This window comes from Streptomyces sp. NPDC059851 (genome assembly GCF_042732005.1).
Taxonomy (GTDB): Bacteria; Actinomycetota; Actinomycetes; order Streptomycetales; family Streptomycetaceae; genus Streptomyces.
Genome location: NZ_JBHWJJ010000263.1, coordinates 1 through 4,153, shown reverse-complemented (window position 1 = coordinate 4,153; position 4,153 = coordinate 1). Strand labels below are relative to the sequence as shown.

Below are 4,153 nucleotides of genomic sequence, written 5' to 3'. Positions count from 1 at the left end.
CCGGCGCTACGGGGTGCTCAAGCGGGGGGGGGGGGGGCGGCGGCCCCGGGGGGGTGCTGGTCCACCGGGCGGGCCGGGGGGGGGGCCGGGGCCGCGGGGGGGCCGCCCGGGGGCGGATGCCGCGGGCCCCCCCCGCGGGCTGTCCGGGGCCGGTCGGGGACCCCAGTGGTCCCCGGGGAGTCGGCCCCCGGGGAGTCTTCGGTACGGGCCGGCGGTGTCGGCCGCCCGGCCCGCGGCGTCAGCCGCCCAGTTCCTGGTGGCGGGCGGCGAGCGCCGCGGCGCCGGTTTCCGTCAGGGAGCCGTACAGGCGCAGCCGGGAGAAGCCGCCGTCGGGGTAGATGTCGATGCGTACGTGCGTGCCGACCGCCGGGGTGTCCAGCACGAAGCGGTGGTTGGTGTCGGGCTGGAGGCGGGTCCGGGGGAGGAATTCGGTCCACTCGCCCTCCTCCCCCGTGCCGACCGACAGGGAGGCCCAGCCGGCCGAGTTGCCCTTGAGGTAGGCGGTGTCGATCTCGACGGCGCGGATCTCCGACTCGGCGACCAGCTGGTAGCGGATCCAGTCGTTGCCGTCGTCGCGCCGGCGGGCGGTCTCCCAGCCGTCGTCCATCTTGCGGGAGCGGCCCGGGTTGATGGTGTTGGTCGGCGGGGAGTAGAAGCGGTTGGACGCGTCCTGGACGGCGCCGCCGTTCTCCAGGGCGACGACGTCGAAGGAGCCGAGGGCCCGGAGCCACTTGGGGTCGGGGAGGACCTCGCCGTAGACGCGGAGGCGGGCGATGCCGCCGTCCGGGTGCTGGTTGACGCGCAGGTGCGTGAAGCGCTGCTCGGCGCTCACCTCGAAGCCGTTGGCGGCGTGGCCGCCGACCGGGGTGCGCGGGACGAGGGTGGTCCACTTGACGTCGTCGCCGAGGAGCTCCTCGGGGGTGGGGGCGAGCGCGCCCTCCCAGTTGGTGCCCTCGACGGAGACGGCCTGCGGCATGTTGCCGCGGAAGTGGGCGGTGTCGACGACGATCCCGCGGACCACGCCGGGCGCGCCCAGGCGTACGAGGGCCCAGTCGTGGTCCTCGGCGGTGGGCCAGGGCTGCTCGGCGGAGACGCCGCGGCGGCGGCGGGTCTCCCAGCCGTCCATGACCTTGCCCTTGTGCCCGAAGTCCTCGGGGTCGAAGTGCGCGGCCTCGGAGACCAGCAGGTTCTCGCGCTGGGCGAAGAACTCGTCGTTGGCGGCGATGACACCGGCGCCCAGTTCCCGGGCGGCGAGGTTCGCGTACTGGGTGAACGGGAACTCGGCCGTGCGGTAGTCGGCGTACGGGTCGCCGCCCCCGTACGGGTTCGCGTTGCCGGTGAAGGAAGGGATCGCTGCCACGGTCAGTTCTGCCTTTCGAGGAGGAGGCCGGTGGGCTCGGACGGGGTGCCGTGGTCGGCGATCTTCCGCCCGCGCAGCCAGGTGGACTTCACGACGCCGCACAGGGTCCTGCCCGCGTACGCCGTGACCTGGTTGCGGTGGTGGAGCTCGGCCGGGTCCACAGTGAACGTTTCTTCAGGGGCCAGGACCGCGAAGTCGGCGTCGCGACCGGCCTCGATGGCGCCCTTGCGGTCCAGGCCCGCCAGGCGGGCGGGGGCGGCGGACATCCAGCGGACGACGTCCTCCAGGGTGCGGCCGCGCTCGCGCGCCTCGGTCCAGATGGCCGGCAGGCCCAGCTGGAGGGAGGAGATGCCGCCCCAGGCGGTGGAGAAGTCGGCGGTCTTGAGGTCCGCGGTGGAGGGCGAGTGGTCGGAGACGATGCAGTCGATGGTGCCGTCGGCGAGGGCGTCCCACAGCAGGTCCTGGTTGGCGGCCTCGCGGATGGGCGGACAGCACTTGAACTCGCTGGCGCCGTCGGGCACTTCCTCGGCCGTCAGGGTCAGGTAGTGCGGGCAGGACTCGACGGTGATCGCCACGCCCTCGGCCTTGGCGGCGGCGATCAGCGGGAGCGCGTCGCTGGAGGACAGGTGCAGGACGTGGACGCGGGCGTTCAGCCGGCGGGCCTGGGCGATCAGGTTCTCGATCGCGGTGTTCTCGGCGTCGCGCGGGCGGGAGGCGAGGAAGTCGGCGTACTTCGGGCCGGGTACGACCGGCGCGGAGTCCAGGTGGTGGGGGTCCTCGGCGTGCACGATCATCAGGCCGCCGAAGCCGCTGATCTCCGCGAGGGAGGCGGCCAGCTGGTCCTGGTCGAGCTGCGGGAACTCGTCGACGCCGGACGGGGAGAGGAAGCACTTGAAGCCGAAGACCCCGGCGTCGTGCAGCGGGCGCAGGTCCTTGACGTTGTCGGGGAGGGCGCCGCCCCAGAAACCGACGTCCACGTGCGCCTTCTCGCGGGCCACGGCCTGCTTGGTGCGCAGGTGTTCCACCGTGGTGGTCGGGGGCAGCGAGTTCAGCGGCATGTCGAGGATCGTGGTGATGCCGCCGGCCGCGGCGGCGCGGGTGGCCGTCCAGAAGCCCTCCCACTCGGTGCGGCCCGGGTCGTTCACGTGGACGTGGGTGTCGACCAGGCCGGGCAGGAGGACGTCGTCGCCGAAGTCCTCGACGCGGGCGCCGGCAGGGGCCTCGGCGTCGTACGGCAGGACGGCGGCGATCTTCCCGGCGGCGACGGCGACCGAAGCGGCGCGCGTGCCCTCGGGGGTGATGACGCGAGTCGAGCGCAGTACCAGTTCGACGTCGTCGGACACGCCAGAACCTCCCCATCTACTTCCACAGAGCGAAATTCAACGTTCTGTTGATGGAGTCTTCATGTCGAGCCGGAGCCAGTCAAGAGTGTCCGGACGGTGGACCGACACCCCGGAGCCGCAGTTGGATGTTTCCACAAGATGGAATTAAGATTTCACCATCCAGAATGTAGCTATCGCCACGGCGGGTCGACCCGGTAGCTTCCGAGCACCTCCGCCACTCGGACAAACCCGCTCTGACCGGCGAGGACGGCACCGCCCCGCCCCTGGGGCCGATGCCGGCCGACCGGTAGGCTGCTTCCTTGCCCGCCTGCACCGAAAGGACCGCGCCGTGCCGACGTCCAGCGCCAGCACCCCCGACGCTTCCGCCAAGACCACCGCCGGCGGCGGTGGCGTCCAGTCCCTGGAGCGCGCCTTCGATCTGCTCGAACGCATGGCCGATGCGGGTGGCGAGGTCGGCCTCAGCGAGCTGTCCACCGCCAGCGGCCTGCCGCTCCCGACCATCCACCGTCTCATGCGGACGCTCGTCGCGTGCGGCTACGTCCGGCAGCAGCCCAACCGGCGGTACGCCCTCGGCCCCCGCCTGATCCGCCTCGGCGAGTCCGCGTCCCGGCTGTTGGGCACCTGGGCCCGGCCCTACCTGGCACGACTGGTGGAGGAGACCGGCGAGACGGCCAACATGGCCCTGCTCGACGGGGACGAGATCGTCTACGTCGCCCAGGTGCCGTCCAAGCACTCCATGCGCATGTTCACGGAGGTGGGCCGCCGGGTGCTGCCGCACTCCACCGGCGTCGGCAAGGCCCTGCTCGCCCACACCCCGGCCGACGAGGTACGGGCCCTGCTCGCGCGCACCGGGATGCCGGCCGCGACCGAGAAGACCATCACCACCCCCGAGGGCTTCCTGGAGGCCCTGGAACAGGTCCGCAAGCTGGGCTACGCGGTCGACGACAACGAGCAGGAGATAGGAGTCCGCTGCCTGGCCGTGTCGGTGCCGAACTCGCCGACCGCCGCCGCGATCTCCATCTCGGGCCCGGCCGGCCGGGTCACCGAGGGCCTGACCGCGTCCATCGTGCCGGTCCTCCAGGACGTGGCGGCCGAGCTGTCCGTGGCCCTGCAGAGCCAGACCCCCGCCTGAGGCCCGGCCCCCGACCGGGCTGCCGCCCGCGGCCACTGCCCCTCGACTCGACGCGCCCCGCCCCGCCGAACCCCTCGTGCGGGGCACCGTCGTACCTGGGGGCATCGCCCCGGGGCACATGCTCCCGGGGCAGGGACATGCCCGGGGGCACGGGCCGCGACCCTGGGCGGCCACCCGAACGGAACCGGCGGCCTTTCGGTCCCGGCAGCGGCACGCGCGCAGGCCGGCCAGGCGTTCGACCCCGTGCCCGCCCGCCGGGCGTGCCCGTGGATCCCGCCCCGGCTCCACACGCCGGGCCCGGGTCGTTGAGCCGGGGGT

3 protein-coding genes are annotated in these 4,153 nt (G+C 73.3%); 1 reads left to right on the top strand and 2 read right to left on the bottom strand.

From position 1 onward, the window contains the following. Window positions 1-238: 238 nt before the first annotated feature. Window positions 239-1,360 (bottom strand): allantoicase, encoded by a 1,122-nt coding sequence (alc, locus tag ACFV7Q_RS38435; RefSeq protein ID WP_385435600.1) that lies wholly within the window; start codon window positions 1,358-1,360, stop codon window positions 239-241. Window positions 1,361-1,362: 2 nt separating this feature from the next. After that, window positions 1,363-2,703, bottom strand: coding sequence for an allantoinase AllB (allB, locus tag ACFV7Q_RS38430; RefSeq protein ID WP_385435599.1), 1,341 nt, complete (start codon window positions 2,701-2,703; stop codon window positions 1,363-1,365). A 328-nt stretch (window positions 2,704-3,031) separates the two neighbouring features. Here allB and ACFV7Q_RS38425 point away from each other — a divergent pair, with 328 nt between their 5' ends. Further along, window positions 3,032-3,835 carry an IclR family transcriptional regulator gene (locus ACFV7Q_RS38425; RefSeq protein WP_385435598.1) on the top strand — a complete coding sequence of 268 codons (804 nt, stop codon included), beginning with the start codon at window positions 3,032-3,034 and terminating at the stop codon, window positions 3,833-3,835. The last annotated feature ends 318 nt before the right edge of the window (window positions 3,836-4,153 follow it).